This window comes from Pseudoalteromonas sp. OOF1S-7, from assembly GCF_022347765.1.
GTDB lineage: Bacteria > Pseudomonadota > Gammaproteobacteria > Enterobacterales > Alteromonadaceae > Pseudoalteromonas.
In genome coordinates, this window is the sequence record NZ_JAKRFZ010000008.1 from 92,699 (window position 1) to 108,168 (window position 15,470).

Here is a 15,470-nt window from a genome sequence, read left to right on the forward strand (position 1 = left end):
GGTATATTGGGAATTCAAAGTACCCAAATTAGCTTAGAGTCTTGTTTGACAAAAACATTCGCATAGGCAGATAAATAAAGAAAAACACGCAAGCTATTTAAGGAGACCTCTAGTGGCAAAGCGCATAAATAAATTTACTCCAGTGGCATCCACCATTGCCTTAAGTCTGGGACTCTCGGGCTGTAGCCTTTTCGATGATGATGACAATAATGTTCCTGTGACGACTCCTCAGGAAGTGGAAAGTACAGTAACGGCAAACTTTTCGGTGTCTGTATCAGGTAAGGCTGTGAAGGGCACGCTTAGTGGAGCACAAGTGAGTGTGAAAACGCTTGATGCTCAGGGAAACATAGTTGACCTTGCATATCGTACTCAGGTAGGCGAAGAATCGGCCACTGAAAAATCACTCAATGCTGAAGACGCGAAAAAGAAAGCTGAAGAAAAGCTAGTCGCTTCCAACCCGGCAGACTTTAAAACTGATCCCCGTGGTTTCTTCCAGCTGTTTGTCGATGAAGATTTCAGCGGACCAATTTATATTACAGTGAAGACAACCAAAGATGGTGACGCATTAGTGAAATGTGATGCGTTCGTTGGTTGTGGTGAAGGTGTAGCCATTGATAATGGCGACGGGATCGTAAAAGACAATGGTAAAATTGACTTTGGCGAATGGTACAAAGATGACATTGAGTTGTCGGTTGTGAAAGTCATTGCGGCAAATACAGCAGCGCGACCTGCGTCAGGTAAGAATCAACCAAGCTTTGCAGATGGGGATAATAACCAATATACAGCTAATGCAACTATCTTCACTTCGACAGCAGTTAAAATGTTGTTGGATGCAGCAGCAGAGCAGGGCATCGATTCAGCAAAAATAGGCGAAGCCAGTACCAAGGTACTTAAGGCTTTGATAGGCAACACTAAGCTAGTTGCCTCCCTGACTGGAGATTTATCTCTTGGTGGCGCCGTTGATTTCACTGATGTAGGTCAGGGAGAGTCTATTGACGAAGGCGTGCTTGCGCTTATTCAGGTCGCTGCATCCCTCCAAACGATAGCAGGTAAAGAAGGCAAGAGTACCAACGAAGTGCTTAACGACTTGGCAAATGACGTTGGCGGCGGGGACCTGACTCAAAGTGACACATTTAAAAAAGTCAGAGATGAAACCTCGAAAGCAGCCAAGATTTTGGTTGCTATGGTGAGTAACGATTTAGCCGCACTTGAACAAGCTTTGATTGATGCAGGTGTTCCTTCGGAAGATGCGGCTTCTATTGCTGAAAAAGTCAACGAAGCGAAGAAAAAAGCAGTTGAAAATGGTGCAACAACAGACGAGGACTTAAGTAAAGACGTTGAGCAGGTTAAAGACCAGCTTGAAGACTTAGGAAACGAAGATGTTGTCATACCTGATGAAAATGACGAGAACGATGTGGCAAACACCGCGTTATTGACCGCCATCAACACGAGCGCTTCACAGCTAGATTCAGCGGATACCGATCTCTCTGAGCTCAACACAACCCTGACGGAAGTTAAAGTCCTGTCTGAAACGCTGGACACTAAAGAGCAAGCAACAGCCTATTTTGCCGCTGCCAGTGAACTTAACGCAAGTTTTGAAGCGCAAAAAGACGCAATCGCTGACATTCTTAGCTCTGAGACCACGAATATTGACGCTCATGTCACGGCAGCTCAGGCACTTGTGGATATAGACGTTAAATATCAGCCAACTTTAGACCTGGCCGTCACTCTTAAAGAAAAGCTGACAAGTCTTGCAGAGTTCAACACCAGTATTGCGACACAAGTTGCGGAACAGTTTAGCAATGCCACAAAGGTAGTGGATGACTTTGACGTAAAACTCGAGGCATCGGCACAAGCGGCTACGTCTGCACTCGAGTCCGCGACAACTGCTAAGGCCGCTTTTACTGAGCTTGAGACACCATTAAAAGCGCAAATTGCAGCAGCGACAAGTCTGGTTGAACAAATCGTTGATCTTAACACCGCAGTTGCGGCACTTGACGCGGTGGCGTCAGCCCAGACTTCGTTGAGCAGCGTTACCTCTCTGTCGCAGGATTTTGCAACTAAGGCAACTGTGGCTGTTACGACGGCTACAGACTATAAAGCGGAAGCGGATGCGCAGGGCGAACAGGTAGAACAAGCAACCGAAGCGCTACAAAACGCACAACAAATTAAAGCTGAAGCTGACACCGCCGTATCCAGTGTCACTTCTTATACCAGTGAGTTAAGTACTGCTGAGGAAACGGCTCAGGAACGCAAGCTTGCCTTTGAGCAACAACTTGAAGAAGATCGGGAGCTCAATGAAGCGCTTATTGGTCAGATAAGTGAACAATTTCAGGTCTTAAGCGTACCTCAGGGCGAGATTACGGGCTTTGAGAGCGAGTTGGTACAGGTAAAAGAAAAGGGTGCTAATGCCAATACGTTAGATGGTGCGACAGAGTACTATCTGGCCGCTTTAAGTCTTCAGACGACAGTGTCAGCTGATAAGCAAAATGACTGGAACATGACTTTGTCTGGTGTTTCCGATAAAGCCCAGGAAATTGTCAGCTCAGCGACCGCGTTGGCGAACAGAAATAGTGAGTATATATCTACCAAAGATAATGCAGATGCGCTGTTAGCCTCAACGGTACAAACACAAAGCAAAGTAACCACTTTGGTGTCTGGCATTGACGCTGAAGTCAACAATGCAGCTACTAAACTGACCTTAGAGCAACAAATTGCGGCGGCATTGAAGCTTACACAGGATACTATAATTGAAACGCAAAATGCGGAGGCTGAGGTAGCTACCAAGCAAGCTGAGTTTGAAGCTGCTTATACTGCAGCACAGGCTGCGTTTAATAATATAGAAAATGCGGTGACAGCCCAGCTGGCACTAGATGCTGCCAACGCGGCCGTCACAGCGGGCGACGCATATAAGCAAGCTGTAGCGAATTATGTTGAGTTATCTAATACTGCTGTTATTGCAGCACAGAGCTATAAAAACTTGGTTGACAGTCGTGAGACTGCATCATTAGTAACGATTCAAACAGATAGCGAGGACCCTACAGAGCTACTGGCACTGGCTACTGAACTACAAGTGAAAGCAGTTGCTGCAAATACAGAGTTTGAACAGGATTCGCGTCCTGCGGAAGCTGCTGAACTGAAGACGCGCTCTGAAGAAAAGCGAGATCAATATGTGGCTGACAATGGCAATACCGAAATTGGTAAGCAGGGTACAGATAAACTGGTAAACATCAGCTTTGTTACTAAAGAGGGGGCTGATGCGGTCTTTAATGCCGGCGAAATTATATACGATGTTGTGAAAGATATTTGGGATTCCGGTTTAGATAGCGGTGATCATTCGGGTGTGGCGCCAAACTTCCCTGACTGGACTTACAGTTATGACACGGATGAGTATAAGCTTAGCTTGAAAAATACTCAGGGCGATGAGCAGATCGATGCAACAGGACAAGTAAATTCAGGCGCTCAGAGTAAGATCTTGTTTACCTGGTCTGGTTTATTGAAAGCTGATTCAGGTCAGAAAATTGAAATTCAAAGTGCTGATTTGGCTGAATGTGAGCGTTGGGCACTCGATGCCATCGTAATGCCAAATGCCTCTTGTACCATCCTTTATGTCGATGGCAGCATTCAGAAAGTTGAAGATGCCCGTGATTTTGATATCTCCCGAGGCAAGACCTTTAACGTTGTAGAGTTTGTTGATGGTCAATACGGATTTGATGGTTCTTTCTCGTCTGAGGCGACTGCAGTCGATGCTCAGGGTAACCCTGTTGCGCTATTCACGGATGGTGCTATTGAGCTTGCAGATGTTACATTGTCGGGCAGAAGTGAAGATACTGACTTCACAGCTCATTTTGACTTGCGTAATGAAAGTGGCAGCAATGATTTAGGGCTAGCCAATATCATGTTAGATAACTTTAATGGATATGTATTTAAGGTTAGCTTAATTGATGAGTCAGGCCCATTACTGGGTGATGTATCAATCAATAATGACACAAACCAGCCTATTAAAGTGGGCGATGTAGAGGAGGTGACCAATGGCTTCCGCATCGATTATATAAATGGAGAATCGATAGTGTATACAGATATCGACTTCTTAGGTCAGTCCAATAACTAAAGCAAGCTTAGGTAAGAGGGGGAAGGGCAACCTTTCCCCTTTTTTTTGTTAAAAGTGAAGTTTATGAAATTAAAAAAAATCTCTCCGCTGGTTGTGCTTTGTGGTCTCTCCATAGCTAATGTAACTTACGCAACCTCCAACGATATCGAGTTAATTCACCAATTTCACAGTGAGATATATACAGAGGCACAACCCGTTAAAGCGTTTGTTGAAGACTTTGACAAGCCACTGGCACACGGTGATAGTGCCTTTACCTACAATATATTCGAACTGGGGATGAAGTTTAAAGGTATAGGGATAGGTGCACAAAGCCGTTTTGATTATCTGCTGGCTTTTGACCCGGACACAGCACGGTATACGCACACAGAGAAGAATGATCTGCCTTTTGAAAACCGTAACTATCGTTATTATCTATGGGGCAGACAAGCAACAACCAATGGGATCTTCCTGAGCTATGATTTTGACCTACTGGATAAAACCTTGGTTGTTACACCGAAACTGACTTATTTCAAGAGTACGCATTTTCAGGATGCAAGGGTAGATGGCACAATTTTCGGTGATGAGGTTGAAGGAAAGCTACAAGCAGAATATTACTTTTCTAAAGACATCCTGTTTAAATCATTTACGCCAACGGAAAATCCAGAAGGAGATGGTTATAGTTTCGATCTGGCCTTGAACTGGCAGGTTACTCCTGAGCTAAAGATTTGGGCAGCAGGTAAAGACCTGATGTATGAGACAAAGTACGAGGGCGTCGGGTTTGTTAATGGATTCACCACAGATATTCCGTTTACTGAAAGAGAAGACGGGATAGACACAACGCCTTCTGTCAGACTCCGCACGTCTGCCTATGATCAGGAAATAGAATACACTTTTGAGCGTGACGCAAGGTATTACCTGGGTATTAATTATCGAATTAACCGTCGATTTTCGAGTACATTAAAAGCGCGCAAATACATTGATGATGCATTCGTTCAGGCAACGGTATCTTATCATTTTGGAGAGAGTTGGGAACTGTTTGGTGGGTATGAAACACATAGCGATGCATTTGAATTGGGCATTAAAGCTCGCTACGCCGGAATCTCTGTGAAAATGGATAATCCCGATATTGAAGAAGCTCATTACGTGAATCTGAACTGGTTTCTGAATCTGGCATTTTAGGGAGGTGCAAGGTGCTTAAAATTAATAGTTTAATACCTTTTGTGTTGGCTGGCAGTCTAACAGCTTGTGGTGGAAATAGTGATCCAGCCCCGACCGTAAACGATGTTGAGCCAGGATTAGGCCATGACATCACTCAGTTACCTTCAGCGTCAGTGTCTTTTTATATACCAAAGTTTGTCGATACATCCGGCACATTGGTTGTGACTAAGGTCAGTACTAATGAAATACAGCAGTATTCCGTCGAAGAGTTGAATCAAATGACGATTAATCTGGATGCCGGATTATTATATCAATTTGAATTTAGCCCAGATACTACTCAATCATTATGCCCCAGGAAGCTTGGCTGTGGCCGAGCTTTGCGCGACGACCCTAACGATCTGAATGATAATGATGTAATTGATTTTGGTGAGCCAGTTACTGCCAGTGTGTCATACGCGCTGGCCGCAAAGCCTATTGCAGGCCAAAACCAGCTTTATTTTTCTTCTTATGCGACCTTGCTCAGTGACTCACTGTTAGACAGTACCGTGCTGTCTTTGACAAATACACCGATTTATCATTTGAGCCACAGCCGTATAAACCGGTCATTACAAGCCGAATATGCTGCTAAAGCCTACACCTACGCTGATATTATGACACAGCTTAATATCCAGGGACGTGAAGATGACGTGGCTCTGCCTCTGACAGATGCATTTGACCTGGCCTATACAGGTAGCGACTACGCGCCTTGGCAAAGTTATATTAACGAAGTAAATCAGTATTTTATGGAAGTGCTACTCGATGAAAGAGGCAGTGCCTTGTTTGCTGGTGTTGCAGATCAGGTTTTGCTCATTGCCAATGAGGCTTTGCAGTTACAGGAAATGGAGGCATTAACAGATTCTCAGACCGTGTTTAATAATAACTTGCTTAATCACTTTAGGGACTCCCTTGGGGTAGTTCGTCTGCAGGAAGAAAAATACAGTGAAGAGCTGGAAAGTAAATTAAGCGAGGTGGAGAGACTGATCTCAAATGATGTTGCGCAAGAGTCATTTTTGGTCTTGTCGGAAGCAATATATGATGTTGTGAACAGCGTGTCTCCGGCGCGGAATTCAGAACCTGGTAATTATCAGATTGGAGGTTTGGATGTCGAGTATTCGACAAATCCGTCATTTAGTTGGCGAGTCACGGGTTCCAACAGTGATTTTGATATTAGCATGGATGTGACTATGCCAGAGTGGCGTAAAAGCCCAACACTGGGTGACCGTATTGCTGGCAGGGGTAAGGTATCAGTTCGAAAAGGACCTGTTTCTTTGGAAGCTGATCTGAGTGATATTTTCCTGTTGTTTGATGGCTCAATTGATGAAGATAACCTGGAAGTTGCGACAGGCACCTCTCGCTTTGCTGGTGAGGTTACTTTGCAAACTGCATACTCGACGACCAAAGCGGATATCAGAATGCGCCTGAATCGGGTTTTGTCTCCCCGTAATACGATTGAAAGCATCATCGCGAATTTGCGACTGCGTGGTGATTTCGAAACCGTGAATCAGGTGACGCCTGTGACCTTGTATGCAGCAGAACAGTCACCTTTTGAATTCGATACGCGCCTGGATCTGGTATTTGGAGTACATATTGATTTTGATCTCAATGGTGCACCTGACTTTCAGCTACAACTGGCAGCAGACCCAACAAGTATTACAAATCTAAACTCAACTGAAATTGCTTATCTGCTTGGTGGCAGGGTAATGCAATTGGACGTACGTCGCTCTGGCAAAAACAACAGTATTGTGGCGCAAGGAAAGGACGGCTATTGGCTGGATGTAAAGCAAAAAGGGCGCAATTTCACCGGGGGGTATTACTATGGCGACCAACAAATAGGGGACGTGAAGACCGTACGTGGGATCCCCGGTGTGCTATTTCCTGACGGCAGCTTTGAATCACTGTTCTGAGATCAGGGTTTACTGTTAGAATCTTTGTTTTTAATAAAAGGGCCTGCGGGCCCTTTTGACGTATGGCAGAGGATTAGCTTGAACAAACTCCATGTTATTGAACATTTAAGATTTGCTCTGGAGCGCAAGCTTCAGGAAGCACAAGAGGCTGCAGAGAGTGCGCGAGCTGACGCGATTCATGAGCAAAGTGCCGCAGAAACGCAATATGACTCACTGAGCATTGAGTCTGGTTACCTTGCAGAAGGACAAAGTGAGAGAGTAGACGCAGCACACAGAGCTATTCACGCATTTGAGCAGGTGTTTACCGCCAGTCGGCCAGCTGGTATCGTGATTGGTGCATTGGCTGAGCTGGCCGATGAGCAAGATGCGCGTCATTGGTTTTATATTGGCCCGTGTGAAGGGGGATTAAAGGTGACACTGGACAATATAGATGTGAGGGTAATTACTCTGGTGTCTCCCATAGGGCAGGTATTAAGTGGCCGTCACATTGGTGAAGAGGTGGAGTTTCACTTTAATGGCCTAACCCAATGGCTTGAAGTGCGAGATTTGCAGTGATCAGGAGAACAACTTTTTCCTGACTACCTGTCTGTACTGGCTCGGAGTTTGATTCATAGTGCTTTTGAATACCCTGGTGAGCTGCCCCTGAGAGTTAAAGCCGCAAGCTAGTGCTATTTCCTGAATACTGAGGTTCGTTGAGGCCAATAGTTCAGTCACCTGACGAACCCGAACTGTTTGCAAATAGTTCGCGGCTGTCTGGCCTGTTGCTGCTTTGAAGCGGCGATTGAAGGTTCGGTAACTCATACCAAACTGTGCTGCGACATCGGGAAAGGTGATCTCATCGGCGCTATTATTACGTAACCAAAATTGGATAGAGGCTATCTGCTCATCGCTGTGTCTATCAACCGCACCCTCAAGGTATCGCTGTTCTTCATAAGGTTTACGCACTTCATGAGAAAAATTTTGTTGCACATGGTTTGCGGCCTCCTGACCATAAAATTGGTCTATAAAGTGAACTATTATATCAGCCAGCGCGTTTAGACTTGCTACTGTATACAAACGATCTGACTGCGTAATAAAGTAGTCAGGGCGCAAAGCAACGAGCGGGTAGCTGCGCTTAAACTGCTCCGCATAATGCCAATGCGTCGTGGCTGAGTGGCCGTTCAGGATCCCGGATTCCGCCAAAAAACACACGCCAGTTCCTACCCCGATGAGTGTCGCGCCTGTACGCCGTGCTTGGGCCAGATTTGCAACCAGTGAGGTATTTTTTCTCAATACCGGCCGAGGGTTGCGCCAGATACTGGGGATAACGATATAATCGAAGTCACTCAGTGCACTGAAGCTGGTGTGTGCGGTAAATGGCACACCCATCGATGAGTGAACAGTTTCTCCTGTTTCGCTCAGCCAGGCAATCTCCAGTGGTATAAACTCATTGCCAAGGTGACGTCTGGCAAATGCTTCACCGGCGCGCAGCATTTCTATGGGTAATGTCACACTGGTAATGAGCATCTGCTCATAAAGTGTAAAGGCAATACGGTGGTTGTAGGTGTTCATCTCATCCGACCTCATTACGGTGGCGTATTTTGCATGTTATGTGGCGAAAAATGTAAAGTATCATATTTTCCTTCGTTCTAGAATCGGTTCATTCGTTTTAGTAGACAGAGATTGATATGACAGCATTACCAATTATCGTAGGTATGGGCGGCGTGAATGCAGCCGGCAGAACCTCGTTCCACCAGGGCTATCGTCGCATTGTAATAGACAGCCTGGATGATGCTGCAAGACAGGAAACCTTTCTGGGCCTCGCGACTTTGATGAACCTCGTTTCATTGCAGGGGTCAGATTTGGTTACTGCACAGGGAGAAGTTGTTCTGCCGGATCAAATCGAAGCGCGCTTTGGTAAGCAGATCATTGACGGTACTTTGATCCGCAAAATCGAGAAAACACATTTTGACGTTGATGCAACTCACTGGCAGCAGAAGCTGACGATGCAGGCCAACGACGGCGCTGGATTAACATTTACCTGCCGTAAGCGTGACCTGCCAACACCTGTACCATCAAGCTGGCAGATTGAAATGCTGGATGAAAAAACGGCGCAGGTACTGATCCCTGAACAACTCGAAGTAAAAGTTGATAGCTACAGAGACAACCCAATTAAGGCGGCGGGTCAGCTGCCAACCGGGTTTGATCCATCTGTCATGTACAATAGTCGTTATCAGCCGCGAGGCCTGCAGGCGACGATTTTTGCGGCGACCGATGCTATCCGCTCAACCGGCCTTGACTGGCAAAGCGTGATGAACAGCGTTGAACCCGATCAGATAGGGACATATTCAGCGTCCGTGGCAGGCCAGGTTAATGACGAAGGGTTTGGGGGCCTTATCCGCAGCCGTATGAAAGGTGAACGGGTAAGCACCAAACAATTAGCACTGGGCCTTAATACCATGTCAACAGACTTTATTAATGCTTACGTAACCGGCAGTGTGGGCACGACATTTTCCACTTCAGGTGCCTGTGCGACTTTTTTGTATAACCTGCGTGCCGCGGTTAATGATATTCAGGCTGGTCGTACCCGTGTTGCTATTGTTGCCAGTGTGGAATGTGCGCTAACGCCAGAGATTATAGAAGGCTTTGGCAATATGGGGGCTCTGGCTAATGAAGACGGTTTACGCAAGCTGGACAACACTGATGAGGTTGACTACCGTCGTACCAGCCGTCCATTTGGCGAGAACTGTGGCTTTACCATAGGCGAGGGCGCACAGGTGACTATCCTGATGGATGATCAGTTAGCGCTGGAGCTGGGTGCAGATATTATGGGCTCAGTTGCGGATGTGTATGTCAATGCAGATGGGGTTAAAAAATCCATCACAGCACCGGGTCCGGGTAACTATATTACCATGGCCAAGTCTGTGGCTCTGGCTGAACAGATCGCGGGTACAGAGGCACTGCAACAACGCAGTTTTATTCTGGCACATGGTTCAAGTACACCGCAAAACAGGGTGACAGAGTCGTTTATATATCATCGCATTGCAGAGACATTTACGATTGAAGGCTGGAAAGTGGCTGCGCCAAAGGCGTTTGTTGGCCACACAATTGGTCCGGCTTCCGGTGACCAATTGGCAATGGCGCTGGGCATATTTAGTCATCAAATCATGCCGGGTGTGACGACCATAGATGCCGTTGCAGAAGATGTATATGACCAGCATTTGGATATTCGTACACATCATTATCACTGCGGCGAAATGGATATTGCTTTCATTAACTCCAAAGGGTTTGGTGGCAACAATGCAACCGCAACGGTACTGTCACCGGCTATGACTTTGAAGATGCTATCCAGGCGTTATGATGAAGCTGAATTAGCAAAACACAGCGCTAAGCTTGTTGAAACCAAACAACAGCAAGCCAGCTATCAACAAGCGGCCGATCTGGGTCAGTACGAACTTATTTATCGTTTTGGCCATGGCATGATTGATGAGGCCGATTTGCAGTTAAGCAAGGAATCATTGAGTATCCCGGGCTTCGACAAGGCCGTCAAGCTGACAGTCAATAACCTTTATGGCGATCTGGCCGATTAGACTACTATGTTAAGCAAACAAAAGGCGCGTTAGCGCCTTTTTTTGTGGTTCATTTCAGGTGCTGCGCGTGGAAATCCAGGTGCGTGTCAATAAACGAGGAAATAAAGAAGTAACTATGGTCATACCCCGGGTGCAAAGTCAGTGCAAGCGGGTAGTCCACAGCCTGAGCTGCCTGAACTAAGGTCTCTGGCTTGAGCTGTTCGACAAGAAACTGATCGGCTTCGCCCTGATCAACCCGAATGGGTACTCTCAGACCTTCCTGACTTTGTCTCAGCAGATGGCAGGCGTCGTAAGCGTGCCAGAGTGCTTGATCTTCCCCCAGATAGCCCGTAAAAGCCTTTTTACCCCAGGAGCAATCAATAGGGTTAGCAATGGGACTGAATGCCGAGATACTGTGATAACGCGTTGGGTTCTTCAGCCCGATCACCAGCGCACCATGGCCACCCATAGAATGTCCGGCAATGGCACGCTTTTCGGATACCGGGAAATGCTGCTCGATCAAGGCCGGCAGCTCTTCGCTGACATAGCTGTACATCTGATAGTGTTTATCATACGGTGGCTGCGTGGCATTGACATAGAAGCCTGCACCCAGACCAAAGTCATAGCTTTTGTCTGGATCATCGGCCACGTCTTTACCACGCGGCGACGTATCCGGTGCCACAATGGCGATGCCCAACTCGTTAGCCCGTTTAAACGCGCCCGCCTTTTGCATAAAGTTTTCATCAGTACAGGTCAGCCCCGACAGCCAGTACAGCACAGGTACTGGCTGGCCGCTATTCGCCTGCTCAGGCAAGAAGATGGCAAAGGTCATGTCACAGTGAGTATGCTGACTTCGATGACGGTAACGTTGATGCCAGCCTCCTGCAGCTTTATTTTCGCTCACTAATTCCATATGGCTTCCTCAGAAATGGATCACTGAACGTATGCTCTTACCCTGATGCATCAGCTCAAACGCTTCGTTGATATCATCCAGCGACATCGTATGGGTAATGAAGTCATCCAGCTTAAACTCACCCGCCAGATAACGCTCAACGATCTCTGGCAGCTCAGAGCGACCTTTAACTCCGCCAAATGCACTACCACGCCAGACGCGTCCAGTTACCAGTTGGAAAGGACGGGTAGAAATTTCCTGACCGGCACCGGCAACTCCGATGATCACGGACTCGCCCCAGCCCTTGTGACAACATTCTAAGGCACTGCGCATCACATTGACGTTACCAATACATTCAAATGAAAAGTCCACGCCACCGTCGGTCATCTCGACAATCACTTCCTGAATGGGCTTGTCGTAGTCATTTGGGTTGATGACATCGGTTGCGCCAAGCTTTTGTGCCAGCGGGTATTTGTCTGTGTTGATATCCACGCCGATGATCCGGCTGGCACCCGCCATCACTGCACCGATCACAGCAGACAAGCCAATGCCGCCCAAACCGAAGATAGCAACGGTATCACCGGGTTGCACCTTGGCAGTATTCATTACCGCACCCATACCGGTGGTAACACCACAACCCAGCAGACAGATCTCTTCAAGCGGTGCCTCTTTATTGACTTTGGCCAGAGAAATGTCAGGCAGTACGGTATACTCAGAGAAAGTCGACGTGCCCATGTAGTGATAAATGGGTTCGCCGTCTTTATAAAAACGGGTGGTACCGTCCGGCATAACCCCTTTACCCTGAGTGGTACGGATCTTCTGGCATAAGTTTGTTTTGCCAGAGGTACAGAATTTGCACTCACCACATTCAGGCGTATATAAAGGGATCACATGGTCGCCGACGGCAACACTGGTGACACCTTCGCCCACCGCTTCAACGATACCGCCGCCTTCGTGGCCCAAAATAGCAGGGAAAACACCCTCAGGGTCATCGCCAGACAAGGTGAATGCGTCTGTATGACACACACCGGTGGCAACGATCTTAACCAATACTTCGCCTGCTTTAGGCATCATGACATCCACTTCCTCAATGCTCAGTGGTTGTCCTGGTCCCCAGGCAATTGCCGCCCGTGATTTAATAAACTCAGCCATCATTACTCCAGTTTTGTAGTGTGAAAACAAAAGTATAACTTGCTATGAGAGTTTGATAATCTTAAAAAATAAGAAAGACTTTTACGTATTTGTAATAATGGACAGATGGTCAGGTTTAGATGAGTTTGTCGCGGTGGCGACCTGTGGTTCCTTCACCGGTGCGGCGCAACAGTTAGATACTTCCGTGGCGCAGGTTAGCCGCCGGGTTAAAACCTTAGAATCAGAGCTTGGTTATCAGCTACTGACCCGGACCACCCGCAATCTGGCACTGACACCCGAAGGCCAGATATTCCTCGGTCATGCCCGGTTGCTGCAACATGCCTATGAGGACGCGACGGCAGCGCTGAGACAACGAGACAGTGAGCCCACGGGCAAAATCAGGCTGACGGCACCTGTGATGTATGGCGAGCAATACATTATGCCGCTGGTACATCAGTTTATGTGCCGTTTTCCTTCCGTCACTGTCGATATGGAACTGACGAATGCTCAATTGGATCTCGTGGAGCAAGGGGTCGATCTGGCTATCCGCATCGGTCAGCTCAAAGATTCCTCGCTACATGCAAAACGCCTGTCACAGCGGCGCACTCTGGTCTGTGTTTCACCAGAGTATTTGCAGCAACATGGTCCTGTCACATCCATCAGAGATCTGGCCCGACAGAACTGTTTGCTTGGCAATGCGCAATACTGGCGTTTTATGGACCACGGCGTAGAGCGGCATGTCAAAGTGACAGGCACACTGCGGTGTAACAGCGGCTGGGCATTATTGGATGCTGCGAAGCAGGGTCTGGGCGTGGTGCAGTTGCCACACTATTACCTGCAAGATGCGATTGAGCGGGGTGAACTAGTTACCGTACTGGATGATTTCACACCCGAAGAGGAGGGGATCTGGGCGGTATACCCACCCAGAAAGTATTTGTCTACCGCCATCCGTGCGCTGATAGATTTTCTCGCAGAATCGCTTTAAGCCTGGATGCTATTTTCCTCCATTGCTTCCAGCGCTCTGGTCAGTGCCTGCTCGCGGCTTTTACAAAATGCATGCTCGCCAAGCTTGCTGCGGATATCAAACTTCTGAAGTTGTTCACTGGTGTCTTTGTTTGGTGAGTAAATAAACACCTGACAGTTAGCATCCAGTGCGTCGCTGATGGCATTTTCAATAGCGAGGCTGACGGTCACATCAAGCATAGCCACATCGCTTAAATCCAGTACCATACTCTTGTACTCGCCAATATGGCGGTGCTGGCGGGTAATGGCCTTTGATACACTGAAGATCATCGGACCGGACAAGTAAAAGAACAGCAACTGGCCTTTCGCTTGTTCCAGCAGGGTGCGCTCGTGTGTAGATAACGGCACGTCTTCATCGGCATCGCCGTCACTGATGGCTTTTACATGCTGCTCCTGAACGCGGCTCAGACGTTCAATCACCATGATATTGGAAATAAATACACCCAGGCCCACCGCAACCATGAGATCAACGAACACGGTCAGCAACATCACGCCATACATAATAGCCATCTGACTGATGCTGAGTTTGTGCGCGCGTTGAATAAAGCTCCAGTCCAGAATATTGATCCCGACATAGACCGCGATACCGGCTAGCACGGCCATGGGGATTGGCTCTGTCAGGCTACCTGCGACAAAGACCACAGCCATCAGGATCAGCGCCCGGAAAATGCCAGCCAACGGAGAGCGAGCGCCCACCTGAATGTTGACAACTGTGCCCATGGTGGCACCGGCACCTGGCAGAGCACCGAAGAAGCCGGCGATCATATTGGCCACACCCTGGCCTCGTAGCTCTTTGTCAGAGTCGTGTTCGGTGCGGGTCAAACTGTCGCCAATGACGGCAGTGAGTAAGGTATCGATACACCCTAATGTACCGAGTACCAGCGCGTCGATGACCATTTCGGTAAAGAGCTCTGGCGTAAAAGTCGGCCAGACAATCTCAGGCAAGCCGCTCGGGATCTCACCAATGCGGCGAATGCTGTCGGTATCGAAAAGCATGATTGAGATCAGCGTAACCACCACCAGGGCAACCAGCTGAGCGGGCACGTACTGACGATATTTCTTCGGCATGTAGAACAACACGGCCAATGTCAGAATGCCTAAAAAGAGTTCGGAGAAATGCAGATTGAGAAACAATTCGGGGAAGGCGGATAAGGTACCAGGGACGCCACCTGGAGGGGCCTGATGGCCCAGTAGCGGTGCCAGCTGCAGGATGATGAGTATGACACCAATGCCAGACATAAACCCGGAAACCACACTATAAGGCATCAGGGTTACATATTTCCCGAGTTTGAGCGTACCCAGTAATATCTGGAACGCCCCAGCCATCATCACGACCGTGAAGGCCATTGCCGGTCCTGCTTCAGGGTATTTTGACACCATGGTGGTCAGCACTGCTGTCATTATGACCGTCATCGGGCCAGTTGGCTCTGAGATCAGGGAGGTTGAACCGCCAAACAAGGCAGCAAAGAGGCCAACAAGAATTGCGCCCCACATGCCGGCTTCAGCTCCGGCGCCGGATGCCACGCCAAAGGCGAGGGCGAGTGGTAGGGAAATGATTGCAGTGGTCACACCACCGAACAAATCTCCCTTTAAATTCATATGTTTAAATCTTGATAACGAAAACATTGAAGGTCCATACCGCGAGATTTGCCGCATTCTACACTAAAAGCGAGTGTAATTTAGAG

At 47.8% G+C, this 15,470-nt stretch carries 10 protein-coding genes; 6 read left to right on the top strand and 4 right to left on the bottom strand.

The features are described from left to right. The first annotated feature begins 112 nt into the window (after window positions 1–112). The 4 genes from MHN33_RS13115 to MHN33_RS13130 all read left to right on the top strand — a co-directional run bounded on the left by MHN33_RS13115 (window position 113) and on the right by MHN33_RS13130 (window position 7,746). Complete coding sequence (locus MHN33_RS13115; RefSeq protein ID WP_239398416.1) at window positions 113–4,111, top strand: hypothetical protein; 3,999 nt, start codon at window positions 113–115, stop codon at window positions 4,109–4,111. 63 nt (window positions 4,112–4,174) lie between these two features. After that, window positions 4,175–5,269: a hypothetical protein gene (locus tag MHN33_RS13120; RefSeq protein ID WP_239398417.1), complete on the top strand. Its 1,095-nt coding sequence runs from the start codon at window positions 4,175–4,177 to the stop codon at window positions 5,267–5,269. Between the two features lie 11 nt (window positions 5,270–5,280). Further along, the gene (locus tag MHN33_RS13125) at window positions 5,281–7,191 is read left to right on the top strand and encodes a hypothetical protein (protein ID WP_239398418.1); all 1,911 of its coding nucleotides are present in this window, start codon (window positions 5,281–5,283) and stop codon (window positions 7,189–7,191) included. Window positions 7,192–7,269: 78 nt separating this feature from the next. Next, window positions 7,270–7,746: a transcription elongation factor GreAB gene (locus MHN33_RS13130; protein WP_239398419.1), complete on the top strand. Its 477-nt coding sequence runs from the start codon at window positions 7,270–7,272 to the stop codon at window positions 7,744–7,746. Here MHN33_RS13130 and MHN33_RS13135 read toward each other — a convergent pair whose 3' ends face one another. Beyond that, window positions 7,747–8,742 (bottom strand): helix-turn-helix domain-containing protein, encoded by a 996-nt coding sequence (locus tag MHN33_RS13135; RefSeq protein WP_239398420.1) that lies wholly within the window; start codon window positions 8,740–8,742, stop codon window positions 7,747–7,749. A gap of 116 nt (window positions 8,743–8,858) precedes the next feature. Between MHN33_RS13135 and MHN33_RS13140 the strand changes: the two genes are divergently transcribed. Beyond that, on the top strand, window positions 8,859–10,760 hold the full coding sequence (locus MHN33_RS13140) for a beta-ketoacyl synthase (protein WP_239398421.1): 1,902 nt from the start codon (window positions 8,859–8,861) through the stop codon (window positions 10,758–10,760). A 49-nt stretch (window positions 10,761–10,809) separates the two neighbouring features. Here the strand turns inward: MHN33_RS13140 and fghA are convergent, their stop codons facing one another. Next, window positions 10,810–11,652, bottom strand: a complete 843-nt coding sequence (gene fghA / locus MHN33_RS13145) for an S-formylglutathione hydrolase (RefSeq protein WP_239398422.1) — start codon at window positions 11,650–11,652, stop codon at window positions 10,810–10,812. A 9-nt stretch (window positions 11,653–11,661) separates the two neighbouring features. Further along, entirely contained in the window at window positions 11,662–12,786 is a 1,125-nt protein-coding gene (locus MHN33_RS13150; RefSeq protein ID WP_239398423.1) for an S-(hydroxymethyl)glutathione dehydrogenase/class III alcohol dehydrogenase, read from the bottom strand. A 94-nt stretch (window positions 12,787–12,880) separates the two neighbouring features. Between MHN33_RS13150 and MHN33_RS13155 the strand changes: the two genes are divergently transcribed. Further along, the gene (locus MHN33_RS13155) at window positions 12,881–13,747 is read left to right on the top strand and encodes a LysR family transcriptional regulator (RefSeq protein WP_239398424.1); all 867 of its coding nucleotides are present in this window, start codon (window positions 12,881–12,883) and stop codon (window positions 13,745–13,747) included. On the opposite strand, the gene MHN33_RS13160 is transcribed toward MHN33_RS13155, so the two are convergent. Beyond that, window positions 13,744–15,411: a SulP family inorganic anion transporter gene (locus MHN33_RS13160; RefSeq protein ID WP_239398425.1), complete on the bottom strand. Its 1,668-nt coding sequence runs from the start codon at window positions 15,409–15,411 to the stop codon at window positions 13,744–13,746. The two genes, MHN33_RS13155 and MHN33_RS13160, sit on opposite strands and share 4 nt — an antisense overlap. Window positions 15,412–15,470: the final 59 nt, after the last annotated feature.

Bases quoted from the DNA above. Each gene is read 5' to 3' on its own strand.
- MHN33_RS13120 (WP_239398417.1), top strand. From the start codon at position 4,175: ATGAAATTAAAAAAAATCTCTCCGCTGGTTGTGCTTTGTGGTCTCTCC.
- MHN33_RS13135 (WP_239398420.1), bottom strand. From the start codon at position 8,742: ATGAACACCTACAACCACCGTATTGCCTTTACACTTTATGAGCAGATG.
- MHN33_RS13140 (WP_239398421.1), top strand. From the start codon at position 8,859: ATGACAGCATTACCAATTATCGTAGGTATGGGCGGCGTGAATGCAGCC.
- fghA (WP_239398422.1), bottom strand. From the start codon at position 11,652: ATGGAATTAGTGAGCGAAAATAAAGCTGCAGGAGGCTGGCATCAACGT.
- MHN33_RS13150 (WP_239398423.1), bottom strand. From the start codon at position 12,786: ATGATGGCTGAGTTTATTAAATCACGGGCGGCAATTGCCTGGGGACCA.
- MHN33_RS13155 (WP_239398424.1), top strand. From the start codon at position 12,881: ATGGACAGATGGTCAGGTTTAGATGAGTTTGTCGCGGTGGCGACCTGT.
- MHN33_RS13160 (WP_239398425.1), bottom strand. From the start codon at position 15,411: ATGTTTTCGTTATCAAGATTTAAACATATGAATTTAAAGGGAGATTTG.